The sequence below is a fragment of the Cyanobium sp. N5-Cardenillas genome (assembly GCF_024345515.1).
In the GTDB taxonomy this organism is placed as follows: Bacteria; Cyanobacteriota; Cyanobacteriia; order PCC-6307; family Cyanobiaceae; genus Cyanobium.
In genome coordinates this window covers 1-14,219 of record NZ_JAGQBG010000058.1, presented here as the reverse complement: position 1 = coordinate 14,219, position 14,219 = coordinate 1, and the positions used below count along the sequence as shown (strand labels likewise).

General features: G+C 70.7%; 15 protein-coding genes and 1 pseudogene. 10 read left to right on the top strand and 6 right to left on the bottom strand.

All coding sequences use genetic code 11. The features are described from left to right. Together KBZ04_RS06670 and lipB are read right to left on the bottom strand one after the other, a co-directional pair. On the bottom strand, positions 1-747 hold a 747-nt coding region (locus KBZ04_RS06670), incomplete at its 3' end, for an AMP-binding protein (RefSeq protein WP_254991163.1). 27 nt (positions 748-774) lie between these two features. Continuing rightward, entirely contained in the window at positions 775-1,455 is a 681-nt protein-coding gene (lipB, locus tag KBZ04_RS06665; protein WP_254991162.1) for a lipoyl(octanoyl) transferase LipB, read from the bottom strand. Between the two features lie 63 nt (positions 1,456-1,518). On the opposite strand from lipB, the gene hpf reads away from it, so the two are divergent. The 7 genes from hpf (at position 1,519) to KBZ04_RS14270 (ending at position 8,204) form a co-directional block, all read left to right on the top strand. Continuing rightward, entirely contained in the window at positions 1,519-2,106 is a 588-nt protein-coding gene (gene hpf / locus KBZ04_RS06660; RefSeq protein WP_254991161.1) for a ribosome hibernation-promoting factor, HPF/YfiA family, read from the top strand. Beyond that, positions 2,096-2,773, top strand: a complete 678-nt coding sequence (deoC, locus tag KBZ04_RS06655) for a deoxyribose-phosphate aldolase (protein ID WP_254991160.1) — start codon at positions 2,096-2,098, stop codon at positions 2,771-2,773. Before hpf ends, deoC begins: the two co-directional genes overlap by 11 nt. After that, a complete protein-coding gene (recO, locus tag KBZ04_RS06650; protein WP_254991158.1) occupies positions 2,766-3,572 on the top strand; it encodes a DNA repair protein RecO in 807 nt (268 codons plus the stop codon). The genes deoC and recO overlap by 8 nt, the downstream gene beginning before the upstream one ends. Continuing rightward, positions 3,569-4,909 (top strand): MFS transporter, encoded by a 1,341-nt coding sequence (locus KBZ04_RS06645; RefSeq protein WP_254991157.1) that lies wholly within the window; start codon positions 3,569-3,571, stop codon positions 4,907-4,909. The genes recO and KBZ04_RS06645 overlap by 4 nt, the downstream gene beginning before the upstream one ends. A 48-nt stretch (positions 4,910-4,957) precedes the next feature. Next, on the top strand, positions 4,958-6,145 hold the full coding sequence (locus tag KBZ04_RS06640) for a glycosyltransferase family 4 protein (RefSeq protein ID WP_254991164.1): 1,188 nt from the start codon (positions 4,958-4,960) through the stop codon (positions 6,143-6,145). Between the two features lie 77 nt (positions 6,146-6,222). Then, on the top strand, positions 6,223-6,702 hold the full coding sequence (locus tag KBZ04_RS06635) for a response regulator transcription factor (RefSeq protein ID WP_254991156.1): 480 nt from the start codon (positions 6,223-6,225) through the stop codon (positions 6,700-6,702). Further along, complete coding sequence (locus KBZ04_RS14270; protein ID WP_254991155.1) at positions 6,699-8,204, top strand: sensor histidine kinase; 1,506 nt, start codon at positions 6,699-6,701, stop codon at positions 8,202-8,204. Before KBZ04_RS06635 ends, KBZ04_RS14270 begins: the two co-directional genes overlap by 4 nt. On the opposite strand, the gene KBZ04_RS06625 is transcribed toward KBZ04_RS14270, so the two are convergent. The 4 genes and pseudogenes from KBZ04_RS06625 to KBZ04_RS06610 all read right to left on the bottom strand — a co-directional run bounded on the left by KBZ04_RS06625 (position 8,198) and on the right by KBZ04_RS06610 (position 12,213). Next, a complete protein-coding gene (locus KBZ04_RS06625) occupies positions 8,198-10,045 on the bottom strand; it encodes an ArnT family glycosyltransferase (RefSeq protein ID WP_254991154.1) in 1,848 nt (615 codons plus the stop codon). The two genes, KBZ04_RS14270 and KBZ04_RS06625, sit on opposite strands and share 7 nt — an antisense overlap. Before the next feature lie 61 nt (positions 10,046-10,106). Next, on the bottom strand, positions 10,107-10,433 hold the full coding sequence (locus tag KBZ04_RS14350; protein WP_409995940.1) for a hypothetical protein: 327 nt from the start codon (positions 10,431-10,433) through the stop codon (positions 10,107-10,109). Between the two features lie 299 nt (positions 10,434-10,732). Beyond that, positions 10,733-11,254, bottom strand: a pseudogene (locus KBZ04_RS14345) (glycosyl transferase family 1); the annotation flags it as partial. Next, on the bottom strand, positions 11,251-12,213 hold the full coding sequence (locus tag KBZ04_RS06610) for a DMT family transporter (RefSeq protein ID WP_254991150.1): 963 nt from the start codon (positions 12,211-12,213) through the stop codon (positions 11,251-11,253). The pseudogene KBZ04_RS14345 and the gene KBZ04_RS06610, both read right to left, overlap by 4 nt. Before the next feature lie 104 nt (positions 12,214-12,317). On the opposite strand from KBZ04_RS06610, the gene sppA reads away from it, so the two are divergent. The 3 genes from sppA to KBZ04_RS06595 all read left to right on the top strand — a co-directional run. After that, positions 12,318-13,130: a signal peptide peptidase SppA gene (sppA, locus tag KBZ04_RS06605; protein WP_254991149.1), complete on the top strand. Its 813-nt coding sequence runs from the start codon at positions 12,318-12,320 to the stop codon at positions 13,128-13,130. 4 nt (positions 13,131-13,134) lie between these two features. Continuing rightward, on the top strand, positions 13,135-13,551 hold the full coding sequence (gene aroH, locus KBZ04_RS06600) for a chorismate mutase (protein ID WP_254991148.1): 417 nt from the start codon (positions 13,135-13,137) through the stop codon (positions 13,549-13,551). Positions 13,552-13,607: 56 nt separating this feature from the next. Continuing rightward, positions 13,608-14,219: DUF2808 domain-containing protein (locus KBZ04_RS06595; RefSeq protein ID WP_254991147.1), on the top strand; the 612-nt coding region annotated here is incomplete at its 3' end.

Here is a 14,219-nt window from a genome sequence, read left to right as displayed (position 1 = left end):
CCAGATCGGCAGCACCGAGAGCACGTGATCCCCCGGACTCGGCGACACCGCCACCCCCAGCGTGCCCAGCTGGTGCAGCAGGTTGGCGTGGCTGAGGGGCACCCCCTTGGGCTGGCCCGTGGTGCCGGAGGTGTACAGCAGGGTGGCCAGCCGCCCGGTCCCTCCCGTGGGGACCGGCGGCAGGGGGCTGGCGGCGCCGCGCTTCAGCAGGTCGTCCCAGGTGAGGCAAGGCAGCGGCAGGGGCACGGGCGGGGCCTCGCCCTCCAGCAGCACGACGAAACGCAGACGCTGCAGGGCCGTCCCGTCGAGGGCCAGCCGCTCCAGCAGGGCGGCCGACTCGAGCACCGCCCCCACGGCGCCGGCGTCCTCGAGGATGTAGCGCAGCTCCTCGGCCGGCGCCGCACTGCCACGCACCGCATCAGCCGCACCGGCCCGCATCAGCCCCTGGTCGGCCACCAGCCAGCGGGGACCGTTTTCAGCGAACAGGGCCACCACGTCGCCACCGGCCACCCCCAGATCGGCGAAGGCCGCCGCGGCCCGGTCGATCGCCTGGCGCAGTTCATCGAACCGCAGCGTCTCCGGGTGGCGGCCATGGGGCGCATCCAGCGCCACCTGGGAGCCATACAGGCGCTCCAGTTCCGGCCAGAGGCCCTCGAGCCCCTCGAGCTGGCTCCAGTCGCGGCGGCTGGCAAGGGCACGGCGGTCCTGGGCGCAGCCGCGCCAGTGGATCTCGGCTCTGGCGTTCATGGGCGGCCGGCGCAGCGCGACGAATGGTCAGGATTCTCCCAGTCCTTCCTCCGGCCCGGGGGGCCGCAGGGTCAGGCCGAAGCGGCGGGCGAAGGCGGCCAGCAGCAGCGGCGCCACCTGCTCCGGGGTGAGGTCGGGCCGCCAGTCCGCCAGCCGTCCCACCGGCCGGTCGGCCAGACCGCAGGGAACGATCGCTTCGAAGCCCTCCAGGGAGCCGTTCACGTTCAGGGCCAGGCCGTGCTGGCTGATCCAGCGCCGGGCCCCCACACCGATCGCCGCCAGCTTGCGCCCCTCGCGCCACACCCCGGTGAGGCCCTCGAGGCGTTCCCCCTCCAGTCCCAGCTCCTGCAGCACGGCCAGCACCACGTCCTCGAGGGCCCGCAGGTAGAGGTGCAGGTCAGCGCCGTGGCGCTGGAGGTCGAGCACCGGATAGAGCACCAGCTGGCCGGGCCCGTGGTGGGTGACTTCCCCGCCCCGGTCGATGCGGTAGAGGGGCAGGGGCGGGTGGTCGGGGTCGAAGCCGAGGTGGGACAGGCTCGCCCCCCGGCCCAGGGTGTAGCAGGGGGTGTGCTGCAGCAGCAGCAGGGCATCGGGGGCGGCGGGGTCGTCGAGCCGGCGCCGCTGCAGACGGCGCTGCCAGTCCCAGGCCAGCGGGAACGGCACCGGGCCCTGGGCTTCAAAAAGAATTGCGGGAGTGTTGGGGGCCATGCACCTGTGTTCCTAGCCTGGGGATGCCCCAGAGCCAGAATTCCTCTGGAGGAGCGCACCCGAATGAAACTGCTGATCCACGGCCGCAACCTCGACGTCACACCAGCGATCAGGGAGTACACCGAAACCAAGCTCAACCGCGCCATCAGCCACTTCGATGGCATCGTCAAGGAAGCCGACGTGCATCTGTCGGTGGCCCGCAACCCCAGGGTTCCCCAGCAGACGGCCGAGGTCACCGTGTTCGCCAACGGCGTGGTGATCCGGGCCCAGGAACGCAGCGAGAACCTCTACGCCAGCATCGACATGGTGGCCACCAAGCTGAGCCGCCAGCTGACCCGCTACAAGGACCGTCTGCAGGAGCGCACCCAGGGACCGGTGCACCGCTCGGCCGCCGCCGAGGAGGCCGGAGCCGCCACCCTGCCCAACCCCGGGGACTCACTCACCGATGGCCTTGAGCCCGCCGTTCCGCACCGCGGCGTGCGCCGCAAGTATTTCGCCATGCCGGCGATGGAGCTGGAGGAGGCCCTGCACCAGCTGGATCTGATCGACCACGACTTCTACATGTTCCGCGATTCGGGCACGGGCCAGATCCAGGTGGTCTACCGACGCAACCACGGTGGATTCGGCGTCATCCAGGCCCGTGACACCTGAGCGGGACACCGAACGGCCCGATCTCGCCCCCCTGATCGACCACGCCCTCCTGGATCCGCACCGGGACCAGGAGGCGATCCTGCGCTGCTGCGATGAGGCCCGCCACTTCGGCTTCGCCGGGGTGTGCCTGGCCTCGCGCTGGCTGCCCCTGGCCCGCGAGCGGCTGCCGGTGGATGGGGCGGTGAAACTGATCGCCGTGGTGGGATTTCCCTTCGGAGCCATTCCCGCGGCGATCAAACGGGCCGAGGCGGAGTGGGCCGCCGCCGCCGGTGCCGACGAACTGGACGTGGTGCCGGATTTCGGCGCCCTCGCCGATGGCGACGGCACCGCCGTGCTCGACGACCTGGCGGCCATTACCGATCTGGGCCTGCCGGTGAAGGTGATCTTGGAGGTGGGCCGGCTCGACCCCGAGACCCTGGCCCTGCTGGTGGAGATCAGCATCGATGCCGGCGTGCGCTACCTCAAGACAGGCAGCGGTTTCGGCCCTCTGGTGACCCCGGAGCAGGTGGGCCAGCTGACGGCCCTGGCCCGGGGCCGCGCCGCGGTGAAGGCCTCCGGCGGCATCGCCGATCTGGAACAGGCGCTCGCCCTGGTGGCGGCCGGGGCCAGCCGGCTGGGCACCAGCCGCGGCGTGGCCCTGATGCAGGCCCTGCGCGCCGGTGCCTGAACGCCACCTCGAGGGCCTGGCGCTCACCTGTCGACCCCTGGGCGAACACGACCGGCTGCTCACCCTGCTCAGCGAGGCCGAAGGCCTCACCCGGCTGGCGGTGCCGGGGGCACGCCGGCCGAAAAGCAGCCTGGCGGCGGCGGTGCCCCTGGCCCACCTGTTCCTTCAGGTGGGGGGCGGAAGCGGCCTGCGGCGGGTGCGCCAGCTGCGGGTGCTGCGCAACTACAGCGGCCTGGCCCAGCGGCTGGAGACTCTGACCACCGCCCAGGCCCTGGCCGAACTCTGCCTGAAGCTTGTGCCCACGGAGGCTCCCGCCCCGGGCATGCTCGCCGACCTGCTGCTGCAGCTGGGGCGCCTTGAGGCGGTGGTGACGGACCGCGCCGAACGGGTGGAGGCCCTGGCGGTGGCGGTGCAGGGGAGCGTCCACCTGCTGGCCCTGGGGGGCTTCGCCCTGCCCCTGCAGCACTGCGTCCGCAGCGGCGCTCCGCTGCTGCCGCCGATCGGTGACTGGGCCTGGCGCTGCAGCCTGCTGCCCAGCGAAGGACTGGCGATCGGCGCGATCCCTGGAGCCCGGGTGATGCTCAACGCCTCGGAGCTGGCCCTGCTGCAGCGGTTGACGCGGCCCGCCCCGCCCCGTCGCCGCGACGGCCAGCTGATGGGGCCGGAGGTGGTGTGGCTGCACCTGCTGGATCTGGTGGAGTCCTGGTGCGGGGAGCATCTCGGTCAGAGACCCCGAGCCTTCAGACTGCTGCGGACCGCCTGCGACTCCATGCCCTCCCAACCGTCCGAGCCAGCATGAGCCCGAGCGGCAAGACCGAGCGGGGACTGGCCGGAGTCCTGGCCCTGCCGGGGTTCCGGCGGCTCTGGATCGGCCAGGTGTTCTCCCAGCTGGCGGACAAGTTCTACATCGTGCTGATGGTGTTCCTGATCGCCCAGTACTGGGTGACGGACACGCCGCAGAGCAACGCGGCCCTCGCCGAGGCGGCCGCGGCCTTCCGGATGAGCTTCGAGACCCGGGCCCAGATGATCACCCTGCTGGCCACCGGCATCTACGTGGCCAACACCGTGCCGGCGATGCTGCTCGGGACGGTGGCAGGGGTCTGGGCCGACCGCTGGCCGAAGCGCACCGTGATGGTGGCCTCCAATGGCCTGCGGGCCGCCCTGGTGATGCTGGCCCCCCTGTGCCTGCTGCCGGGGCCGATGTGGCTGGGGCTCAGCTGGGGCTACTGGGCCCTGGTGGCGATGACGTTCTTCGAGTCGGTGCTCACCCAGTTCTTCGCGCCGGCCGAGCAGGCGGCCATCCCCCTGCTGGTGAGCTATCCCCAGCTGCTCGCCGCCAATTCGGTCTACCAGGCCACCAGCATGGCCGCCACCATCGTCGGTTTCGCCCTCGGTGACCCGATCCTCCGCCTGCTGCGCACCCTGCTGGCCCAGGTGGGCATCCCGGGCGGAGAATTCGTGCTGCTGCCGCTCTGCTACGGCGCCGCGGCCGTGGCCATCGCCGGCATCGAGATTTCTGAACCGCCGCGGGAGCCCCGCTCCATCTCCGTCTGGGAGGAGATCGGCGAAGGGGTGCAGGTGCTGCGGGAGCGACCCAAGGTGCGCAGCGCCATGATCCAGCTGGTGCTGCTCTACAGCCTGCTGGCCGCCCTGTATGTGCTGGCGATCAGCCTGGCGGCCGCGATCGGCGGGCTCGGTCCCACCCGCTTCGGGGTGCTGCTGGCGATGAGCGGCCTGGGACTGGCCGTGGGGGCCCTGGCGATGGCCCAGCTGGGCGAACGCTTCAGCCGGCGTGGACTGGCCAGTGCGGGTCTGGGAACCATCGCCTGGTGCCTGGTCCTGCTGGGCCAGCTGCGCGGCAACCTGGTGTTCACCCTGCTGCTCTGCGGCCTGCTGGGGGTGGGCGCGGCCCTGCTGGCGATCCCCGCCCAGACCACGATCCAGGAGGACACCCCGGAAAACCAGCGGGGCCGGGTGTTCGGCCTGCAGAACAACCTGATCAACATCGCCCTCAGCCTGCCCCTTGTGCTGGCGGGCACCGTGGTGAGTCGCTACGGGCTGCTGCCCGTGCTGTGGGGACTGGCGGCGATCGCCGCCATCGCCGCCCTGAGTGAACGCCCCTGGCGCAGCAGCTGAAGGCAGGCCGGGCGCTGCTAAATTCCGCTGTTGCGTGATGCCATACAGGTGATGCACATTGCCTGGTTGGGCAAGAAATCCCCGTTCTGCGGCAACGTCACCTACGGCCTGAGCACCACCGAAGCCCTCCGGCAGCGCGGCCACTCGGTGAGCTTCATCCACTTCGACACGCCCACACCCTCCCTGGGCCGGCCGGAAGCCGGGGCCAGTGAGCTGAGCGTGCTCGGGCGGCCGGATGAGAACCCCGAGGTGGCCCTGCCCTACCTGGTGAAGTCGCAGGTGTACACGATCCCCTCCCCTGGCGCCCAGAGGGAGTTGCGGGAATCCCTGGAGCGGCAGCGGCCCGATCTGGTGCACGCCAGCCTCACCCTCTCCCCCCTCGATTTCCGTCTGCCCGACCTCTGTCAGCAGCTGGGGCTGCCATTGGTGGCGACCTTCCATCCCCCCTTTGACGCCGGGCTGCGCAACCTCACCGCCGGCACCCAGCAGCTCACCTACCAGCTCTACGCCCCCTCCCTGGCGAAGTTCGATCGGGTGATCGTGTTCTCCGAGCTGCAGGCCGATGTGCTGGTGCGCCTGGGGGTGCGTCGGGAGCGGCTGGCGGTGATTCCGAACGGGGTGGACACCGACACCTGGGCGCCGGCAGCCCCGGGCAGTGACCCCGACCTGGCCCAGCTGCGGCTGAAGGTGGGCGGCCGACGCGTGTTCCTCTACATGGGCCGGGTGGCCACCGAAAAGAACGTCGAGGCCCTGCTGAAGGCCTGGCGCCTGGTGCGCCCCCACGGCTGCGTGCTCGTGATCGTGGGGGACGGCCCCCTGCGCTCCTCCCTGCAGAACGGAACGGAAGCCGATGTGATCTGGTGGGGCTACGAGGCCAGCCGGGCCCGGCGGGTGGCCCTGCTGCAGCTGGCGGAGGTGTTCCTGCTGCCGTCGCTCGTGGAGGGGCTCTCCCTGGCCCTGCTGGAGGCCATGGCCTGCGGCACCGCCTGTGTGGCCACCGATGCCGGCGCCGATGGGGAGGTGCTGGAGGGCGGTGCGGGCATCGTGATCAGCACCCAGGGCGTCACCACCCAGCTGCGCACCCTGCTGCCGGTGCTGCGGGACCAACCGGTGCTGACGGCGGAACTCGGCCGCAGGGCCCGCAACAGAGCCCTGGAGCGCTACACCCTGACCGGCAACATCGACGCCCTGGAGAAGCTTTATCAGGAACTCTGCCCCCAACCGGTGGCGGCATGATCCGCGTTTTCTCAGCCACATCTCATCCCTGCCGATTGGCTCGGATCACGCCAAGATGAAGCACGTTTCCAGGCTCCATGAACTCACCCCTTCGCCTTCAGGGACGTTTGGCACAGCGGGCGATCGTCCCCATCGCCACCCAGGTCATGACCTGCCCTGAACGGCCCACGACCGGACGACCCACCGTCTCGATCGTGGACGATGATCCCCACATCCGAGCCATGGTGGCCGCTGAGCTGGCGGACTCCGGCTGCGAGGTCCGCTCCCTCACCAACGGCCTCGCCCTTGAGGAGATGCTGGGTGAAGGGGGGATCGACCTCGTCTTCCTGGACGTGCAGATGCCCGATTGCGATGGCATCGAATGCCTGCGTGATCTGCGCGCCCACGGCTTCACCGTGCCGGTGGTGATCTTCACCTCCTTGAACGATCCCGAACGGCGCCGCCAGGCCCAGGAGGCCGGCGCCGACGCTTACATTCTCAAGCACGAACTGCTCGACCGACTCCCCGAGCTGCTGGAGCGCCTCCTGCCCAGGAGGACCGGGAACAGCTCGCTGTGACGACCCAGCCACCCGTCCCCCCCCAGGCTGGGTCGCCTCCGGGTGGCTGGCGGCCACGCCTGTTCGGCAGCCTGCTCAGCCAGCTCAGGCTGGCGGCCTTTGCATCGGTGTTCCTGGGGTTCACCGCCGCCTCCGCCTTCACCCTCATCATCAATCGGGACTGTCTGCTGCATCACCAGCACGATGGGCCGCGGCTCGCGGCGGGCTCCCTGGCCCATGCACTGGATCAGCTGGTCGGCGATCCGTCCCCCGACCACTCTGCCCAGCTGCGCGGGGAGCTGGAGCGCCACAGTCGCCGGGAGCGTTTCTTCTGGGTGCGGCATGGGGATGGTTCCCTGTGGCTGCCCAGGTCTGTCGCCGCCCAGGTCGTGGCCCTTTCCGGCCTGGTCGGACAGGCCATGGCAGAGCACAACAGCGCCTGGTCGGTCCGATCCTTCACCCCCCTGCTGATCGGCACGGATCGCCGCCTGGTGAAGGACACGCAGGGCCACAGCTATCTCACCTATCCCCTGCACCGTTCACCCGGTGGCAGCGAGCTCTGGGTCGCCGAGGACATCAGCGCCGATGTCGCCAGCCTCCACAGCATGCTGCTGGGGCTCGCCGGGGTCTGGATCCTGTCCCTGGTGCTCACCCTGGTCGCGATCTCGATCCTGACGCGACGCATCATCCGGCCCCTGCAGGATTTGAATCGCATGGCGGCCGGCGTCACCTCCGAAAGTCTGGCCAGCAGCCACCTCAAACTCGATCGGGCCCCCCTGGAGGTGGCAGAGCTGGCGGGATCCTTCAATGGGCTCCTGGACCGACTGGCCCTGGCCTGGAGCCAGCAGCGCCAGTTCGTTGGGCTGGTGTCCCACGAATTACGCAACCCGCTGATGATCATCGGCGGCTACCTGCGCCGCCTGCAGCGCCGCGGTCAGAACCTGGATCCGGAGCAGATGCGTGCCCTGGCCACCACCGAGGCCGAGACCCACCGCATCACCCGCATGCTCAACGACCTGCTGGACCTCTCCCGCAGCGAATCCGGCCAGTTGCAGATGGTGCTGTCGCCGGGGGCGGTGGATGAGGTGCTGACCACCGCCTGCGACCTCGCCCGCAGCCAGCTGTCCCGCCCCCTGCTCCTCACCCTGCCCGAGGAGGCCGCCGAGGGGCCGATCACGGCGGTGGCCGAAACCGACCGCCTGCAGCAGGTGCTGCTCAACCTGATCGAGAACGCCGACAAGTACTCGCCTCCGGGCCGTCCGATCAACATCGACCTGTCCCAGGAGGCCGGCTCGCTATGCATCAGTGTCCGGGACCAGGGCATCGGCATTGCCCCCGAGGACATCCCCAAGGTGTTCGACCGCTTCCACCGCGGCCGCAACGCCATCGAACATGAGCGGGGCTCGGGACTGGGCCTGTCGGTGGTGACGCTGCTGGTGGAGGCGATGGGGGGCTCGATCGACGTCGAGAGCGAGATCGCGGTTGGCAGCCGCTTCCACATCCACCTGCCGGGGGCTCAATAACGCTCCGGCCGGGGCGCCTGCCAGTCGGGAACAAAGCCGTTCCGCCGTAGATGGTCCACCGACGCCTCCAGGCGGCGGCGGTCGAGGCGCCAGAGTCGATACACCCCCGCACTGGCGATCTCAGTGGCCCCCAGGTGGCGCCAGAAGGGGGCGCCGGCGGTGGTCTGGTCGATGACCACCAGGACCGTGGGCTGGGCGTCCGGTGTGCTGGGCTGCTGGCCCGCCCGGCGCTCCCGGCGCAGCCGATCCGCCAGGTTGATGGGTCCCTCGACGCCGATGCCCTCGTAGATCACCACCCGCCGGCTGTAGTAGTGAAGCGAGGGTTTGAGGACGCCCACCATCGCCACGGGCTCGCCGGGACGGCCCTCGCGCTGCAGGGCCGCCGCCATCTGGCGCACGGGCCCGCCCCGCAGGCGATCTCCCACGCTCCACAGGGGCAGCAGGGCCGTGGGGACGAACAGCACCAGCGGCAACTGCAGGGCGAGCAGTCGCAGGGGGGGGCGCCGGCGGCGGCAGAGCCAGCCCAGCAGGGCCGCCAGCAGCCAGCAGGCGGCCACCAGGGCGACCAGGGGACTGCCCTCGAGTTCCACTGCCAGGGTGGGCATCTCAGGATCGATGATCAGGGGCAGCCACAAGCGGGCCAGCAGAAAACCCACCCCCAGGCCCGCCACCAGCAGCAGGCTGAGGCCCCAGGCCCAGCGCTCCCAGGGGCGACCCCCATGGCCGGACCAGCCGGTCTGGGCCGCCAGGGCAACCAGCAGTGCAGCGGCGGGCGTGGCCGGCAACCAGTAGCTCGGCAGCTTGGTGGCGGCGGCGGTGAAGAACAGCAGCACCGCCAGCAGCCAGCAGGCGGCAAAGCGGGCCAGGGAGGCGGCGGGCGGCAGCGGCAGGGTGGGGCACCAGGAGCGTCGCAGCGGGCCGATGGCCCGGGCCAGCCCCACCAGCAGCAGCGGCGACACCGGCAGGCTGGCCACCAGCATCACCGGCAGAAAGAACCACCAGGGCTGCAGGTGTCGGTTCACCACCTCGGTGAACCGCTGCAGGTTGTGGTAGCCGAAGAAGCTGTCCCAGAAGGGTCGACCTTCGCTGTGGAGCGCCAGGAGATACCAGGGCAGCGCCACCAGGGCCGTGAGCGCCAGGCCCCGCAGCGGCCGCAGCCGCCGCCAGAGCCCGCCGATGTCGGCCTGCAGCCATCCGAACAGCAGCAGGGTGAGACCCAGCAACACCACCGCCACCGGTCCCTTGGTCAGCACAGCCAGCCCCAGCACGGGCCACGGCAACCACCAGGGCCGTGCCGGGTCGGCATAGGCCTGCCAGCAGAGCAGCAGCGCCAGGGCCACCAGGCCGCTGAACAGGGAATCACTGACGGCCGTGCGTCCCCAGGCCAGGGCCAGGGGGGAGAGGCCGAAGGCCAGGGCGGCGCTGAGGGCCGTCAGGCCCGGACGCAGGGCCACGGCGCCCGGTACCCGGCCGGCGAAGGGGGGCTGGGGCCAGCGCAGCAGGGTGTCGGCCAGGGCGAGCATCACGCCGATGGCGGCCAGGGCGGAGGGAAAGCCGGCGGCCCACATGCCCAGGGGATTCCACTGCTGCTGGCCGGGCAGGGCGTAGACGAGCCCCATCAGCCAATACACCAGGGGCGGCTTGTCGTAGCGGGGCAGGCCGTTGACCCGGGGGATGAGCCAGTCGCCCGTTTCCGCCATGGCCCGCGCCGAGGCCGCGAACAGGGGCGGCGTTTCATCCACCAGGCCCGTGCTGCCCAGTTGCCAGGCGTAGAGCACCAAGCCGAGCAGCAGGGTGATCAGCAGCAACCGGCGGCGCTGGGGGCGGGGCAGGGCGGGCAAACCGGCGGGGCGAATCGGAGGGAACCTATCGCTCCCCAGCCTTCCGATCCTGTGTCGCCCGTCAGGCCAGCAGCCGGTCGACAAGTTCAAGCTGCTGGGGCAGGCACACCCTGGCCAGATCGAACCGCTCCACGACGGTCCGGCGGGCTTCTCGCCGCAGCCCGTCATGGCCATCCACGATCAAGTCCTGCACCGGGGCCGTGGCCGAGCCGATCACCAGGGCACCGCAGCTCATCGCCTCGAGCAGGCTCCAGCTGAGCACGAAGGGGACGGTGAGATGCCCGTGGCAGGCCGTGACCCGGAACAGCTCATGCAGCACCGGGTGCGGCACGCGGCCGACGAAGTGGACCCGTCGGCGATCGAGGTCATCGCCCAGCTCCCGCAGCATCGCCTCTTTCCAGCTGCCACCACCGGGGGCGCGGCTCCGTAGCTCACCCCATCGCCGCCCACGATCACCACCTGAGCCCCCGGCCTGAGCCGCTGCAGCCGGGGCAGCATGCGCATGAAGGTGTGAAAGCCGCGGTAGGGCTCCAGGTTGCGGGCCACGAAGCTCACCAATTCATCACCGGGCCCGAAGCTCAGGCCGGCGCGCTGCAGGTGCAGCCGGGCCGCCCCCTGCGGGGCGATGGCGGCGGTGTCGATGCCCTCATGGATCACGCTCAGCCGCTGGCGGTACGGGGCCGGCACGGTGCTGGCCTGCCAGGGGGTCGGGGCCAGTCCCCAGTCGAGATCTTGGAGGGCCAGGAGCTGGGTGGCCCGCCGCAGGCGCAGGCGGGCCCGGGGGGGCCAGTCGGCGTCGGCGAACTCCGGGTCGAACCCCGCATCCGCCCCCTGCAACTGGTAGATGAACTCCACCTGGTGCAGGACCGGGACGTCCGGCAGCAGGTCCTTCACCACCAGCAGCTCCCCCCAGCCGGGATGGCCGATGACCAGATCGGGCCGCAGGCCGGCCTGCAGCAGGGACTCCAGGCAGCGGGCCACCGCCTCGGCCCGCAGCACCTTGGTCTGGAAATCTGCCGCCCAGGGGTGGCAGGGGGGCACCCCACCGGCCGGCAGCGGGTCGTAGCGGTGCAGCGGGGTGCCCGGCAGGGGCTGGCTGGTGGGGCCACCGATCGCCACCACCCGGTCGCCGCGGCGCTGCAGGGCCGGCACCAGGTGGCGGTACTGGCCGGGAAAGTTCTGGTGAACGAAAAGGACCGTGCGGCTCATGGCGCAGCCGCCTCCGACCTGCCGCCCGGCTGCCAGAGCCGGCCGCGCTGGTTGATCAGCAGCACCGAGATCAGGGCGAGCACCGCGCCCAGCCACTGCAGGGGGCCCAGCCGCTCGTCCAGCAGCCACACCCCGCAGAGCACCGCGAACACCGGCGTCAGGAAGGTGAGGGCGGTGAAACCGGTGAGATCACCGCTGCTGGCGAACCAGAAGAACAGGCCATAGGCCAGGGCGCTGCCCAGCAGGGCCGCGTAGGCCATCAGGCCCCACTGGGCCAGGGTCCAGTGGGGCCAGAACGCCACGGCCTGGGGCCGCAGCAGGGACTCGCCGCCGGCCACCATCACCAGGGGCATGCCCCCGAGCAGCATGTGCCAGCCGGTGATGGCGACGGGGTCGCTGCGGCGGGTGGCGTAGCGGCAGAGCACCGTGCCCACCGCCATCGCCGCCGCCGCCCCCAGCATCCAGGCCTCGCCATGGCTCCAGGCCTGCCCCTGCAGGACCGGGGGCCCCTGCAGCCACCAGTGGCGCAGCACCTCCCCCGGCAGACCCAGGCAGAGGATGCCGAGCAGGCCGATGAGCAGGCCCAGCCAGCCCACCGGATTGATCGCTTCGCCGAACAGGGTGCGGGCCAGCAGGGCCACCAGCAGGGGCTGGGAATCGATCAGCACCGAACCGAGACCCGCCCCGGTCTGGCCGAGCCCGCGGGCCAGCAATCCCTGGAACAGGCTGCCGTCGACGGCGGCGAACAGCAGCAGCCAGGGCCAATCCACGGGATCGATGCGCCAGGAGCGCCCCAGCAGGCGGGCCGCCAGAAGCAGCACCAGCCCGGCGGGCAGCAGCCGCAGGCTGGCCAGCATCGCCGGCGAAGCCCCCAGCAGCAACGGCTTCATCGCCGCCATCGCCGTGCCCCACAGGGCGAAGGGCAGAAGCATCAACACCCAGCGCAGGGTCCGGGGCATGGGGCGTGCGGCCTGGGGCGTCGGTGGAGGTGGAGGGGTGGGCGGCGCGGGAGCAGGCCTCTCCAGGCCTTCTTTTTAAGATCCAGCCACCGCGCATCTCCACAATGCCCTGGCCCTGGCGCCGCAAGTCCCGACGAACCCTGGCGCGCATCGCCATCGAAGGGCCGATCGCCGGGGGCACCCGCGTCCGGGTGCTGAAGGCCATCGAGCAGGTGCAGGAACGGGAGTGCCCCGCGCTGCTGCTCCGCATCGACAGCCCCGGCGGCACCGTGGGCGACAGCCAGGAGATCCATGCGGCCCTGCTGCGCCTGCGGGAGAAGGGCTGCCGGGTGGTGGCCAGTTTCGGCAACATCTCCGCCTCCGGCGGGGTCTATGTGGGGGTGGCAGCGGAAAAGATCGTCGCCAATCCCGGCACCATCACCGGTTCGATCGGGGTGATCCTGCGGGGCAATGACCTCTCGCGGCTGCTGAAGCGGATCGGCATCCGCTTCGAAACCGTCAAGAGCGGCCTCTACAAGGACATCCTTTCGCCCGACCGGGCCCTCTCCGAAGCGGAACGCCAACTGCTGCAGGAGCTGATCGATTCCAGCTACGGCCAGTTCGTCGCCGCGGTCGCTGCGGGGCGGGGCCTGGAGGAGGCGGTGGTGCGCGGTTTCGCCGACGGGCGGGTCTTCAGTGGCGCCCAGGCCCTGCCCCTGGGCCTGGTGGACGTGCTCGGGGACGAGGAGAGCGCCCGCCGGCTGGCGGCGGAGCTGGCGGGGCTGGATCCGGAAAAAACCCGCGCCGTCACCTTCGGCAAGCCGCCCAGAAAGCTGCTGGGGCTGCTGCCGGGGGCCACACTGCTGCAGCAGCTGTCCCAGTCCCTGAGCCTGGAACTGGCCTGGAACGGCCAGCCCCTCTGGCTCCATCGCCCCTGACGTCATGAAGTCTGGTCTCGAGCTGAGGGCCCTGCGGGGAGCCACCACCGCCAGCGCCAACACCGGCGACGCGATCGCGGAGGCCGTGGCCGAACTGATCGAGGAGTTGCTGCAGCGCAACGATCTGGTGGGAGATCGGCTGCTCTCGGTGACGTTCTCCGTCACCGCCGACCTGGACGCCTGCTTCCCGGCCGCGGTCGCCCGGCGCCGTGCCGACTGGGGCCAGGTCGCCCTGCTGGACTGCCAGCAGATGGCGGTGGCCGGAGACCTGCCCCGCTGCATCCGGCTCCTGGCCCACGCCTGGATGGACCCCGGTCGGGAGGTGGTGCATCCCTACCTGCGGGACGCCGCCCGGCTGAGGCCCGATCGGGCCGATCGCGGCGAGGCTTCGGCCCCAGCCAGCTCCCCCGCCGACCACTGAAGGCGCGGCAGGCCCATGGGCGTGTTGAGACTTTGCTGATGACGTTGCTTCCAGCCATGCCCTCCTTTCCGCGTGAGCGGTCCCATCCCCTCGGCCTGATCGGCCGTCTGGGCACCGCGGGCCTCGGAGCGTTGGCCGTGGCCACCGCCACCGTGCTCTCCCCTGTCGCCACCCCGCCTTCCCTCGCCCAGGGCACGCCCGGGCTGATGGAATTCCGCTGGGAAAACAACAAGGACTATCGCAAGCTTTATTTCTTCACCACCGACACCACCCGCATGCAGCGGGCGGAGTATTACCTGATGCTGCGGCCGAAGGACCGCAAGACCGCGATTCTGAAGTTGAGCATCAGCATTCCCAGTCACTTCGACACCACCATCGATCCCAAGCAGGTCAAGCTCTGCCGGATGAGTGAAGGGGGGATGCTGAAGAGAACCCGCTGCCTGGAGACCATACCGGCCACGATCGAGGTGTCTGCCAACGGCAGATCCATCGACATCTTCCCGGAAACCCCTGTCTCCGACAAGGACACCATCGGGGTCTACATGAACGTGTTCAACCCGTTCAACGCCGGCATGTATCAGTTCAACGCCCTGGCCCAGGCCCCCGGCGACATCCCGGTTTCGGGCTACCTGGGCAGCTGGCTGATCCAGATCGTCCCCAACAACACC